This is a genomic window from Segeticoccus rhizosphaerae, assembly GCF_009192725.1.
GTDB classification, from domain to species: Bacteria; Actinomycetota; Actinomycetes; order Actinomycetales; family Dermatophilaceae; genus Segeticoccus; species Segeticoccus rhizosphaerae.
Window position 1 is genome coordinate 1 of the sequence record NZ_VOHR01000526.1, and the last position, 1,641, is coordinate 1,641.

Annotated in this window: 2 protein-coding genes; both read right to left on the reverse strand. The window is 72.8% G+C overall.

Translation table 11 applies throughout. The annotated features are described in order from the left end of the window. Positions 1–245: 245 nt before the first annotated feature. On the reverse strand, positions 246–914 hold the full coding sequence (locus FRW57_RS21360; RefSeq protein WP_137123011.1) for a response regulator transcription factor: 669 nt from the start codon (positions 912–914) through the stop codon (positions 246–248). After that, on the reverse strand, positions 907–1,641 hold a 735-nt coding region (locus tag FRW57_RS21365), incomplete at its 5' end, for a sensor histidine kinase (protein WP_238999531.1). The genes FRW57_RS21360 and FRW57_RS21365, both read right to left, overlap by 8 nt.

A 1,641-nucleotide genomic window follows, 5' to 3' on the forward strand; every position in this document is an offset into this window, starting at 1 on the left:
GGCCGCGGCGGGAGCCCAGCGCGCCAGTCGGCCAGGGCGCGACCCCGACCGCCCAGTGGGATCCGCGGGCCCGGTGGTCCGCGTGGCCGCGATCAGCGGTTCGGTGCGTGTTGACATGTCCACTTCTTCCTCTCCCGGCACCCCGTGCGGATGCCGGCGACACCACCGTGTCTCGGGAGAGAGTGCGGGCGCGTCGCCCGCGGGTCGCGACGGCATACGCCGCGAGGATGACTCGCGCGAGGATTTCAGCGACCGGGCTGCACCAGACCCCACTCGTAGGCGAGGACCACGGCCTGCACCCGGTCCCGAAGCCCCAGCTTCTGCAGCACTCGCCCGACGTGGGTCTTGATGGTGGCCTCCGACAAGAAGAGCCGGCCCGCGATCTCCGCGTTGGAGGCACCGGTGGCGATCTCGAGCAATATCTCGCGCTCCCGCCCGGTCAGCCGCTGAAGCTGCGCGGGTTCCTGCCCGGCCGTCGGGAGCCGGCTCGCCACGTGGTCGATCAGCCGCCGGGTGGTGGACGGAGCGATCACCGCCTCGCCCGCGTGCACGGTACGGATGGCGTCGATCAGCCTCTCGGCGGGCGTGTCCTTGAGCAGGAACCCGCTGGCACCGGCTTGCAGCGCAGCGAACGCGTACTCGTCGAGGTCGAAGGTGGTCAGCACGATGACGCGCAGGTCGGGCAGGTCCCGCAGCACCCGCCGGGTCGCTTCGACGCCGTCCAGCCGCGGCATCCGCACGTCCATGAGCACGACGTCGGCGCGGGTCGTCCGCAGCAGGTCGAGCGCCTGCAGCCCGTCGGCAGCCTCACCCACGACCCGCAGGTCATCCTGGCTGTCGACGACCATCCGCATGCCCGTGCGGACGAGCTCCTGGTCGTCGACCAGCGCGACCCGGATCGGTGCCTCAGTCATGGATGGCCTCGCTCGGGGACGGATCGGGCAGGGGAATGGTGGCACGAACCCGGTGCCCACGGGGGAGCGCCCGCCCGGTCTCGAGGCTGCCACCGAGCAGCTCGAGCCGCTCCCGCATCCCGCGCAGGCCGCGACCTCCCGGCGACTCCGACGCGGGCCCGTCGCCGTCGTCGAGCACCTCGATGTCCAATCCGTATGGTTTCCAAGCGAACCGGACCTCCGCCCGCGCGCCCTGGCCCGCATGCTTGACCACGTTGGTCAGTGACTCCTGCACGACGCGGTATGCCGTGAGCTCACCCTGGCGGCCCAGCTCACCGGGCGTCCCCTCGTGCCGCAGTGTCACCGGGGTGCCGGACTGGCGCACCCGCGTGACCAGCTCGGGCAGCGCAGCCAAGGTGGGTTGCGGCTCGGGTGGTGCGCCACCGCTTCGGTCCGCACCGTCGTCACCGTGCCGGAGCAGCCCGAGCAGCCCCCGCATCTCGGTGAGGGCCTCGCGGCCCGTGTCGGAGACGGTCTGCAGCACGAAGGCCGCGGCCGATGGGTCCTTGACCGCCGCGAGTCGGCCTCCCTCGGCCTGGCTGACGATCACCGAGAGCGAGTGGGCCACGACGTCGTGCATCTCGCGCGCGATCCGCCCGCGCTCGTCGACCGCGGCCTGCGCGGCCTCCCGCCGTCGGTCCTCCTCGGCACGCGCGGCCCGCTCCTCGAGCGCCGCCACGTAGGCGGT

Excerpts from the sequence above, each read along its gene's own strand:
- FRW57_RS21360 (WP_137123011.1), bottom strand. The coding sequence starts at position 914 with ATGACTGAGGCACCGATCCGGGTCGCGCTGGTCGACGACCAGGAGCTC.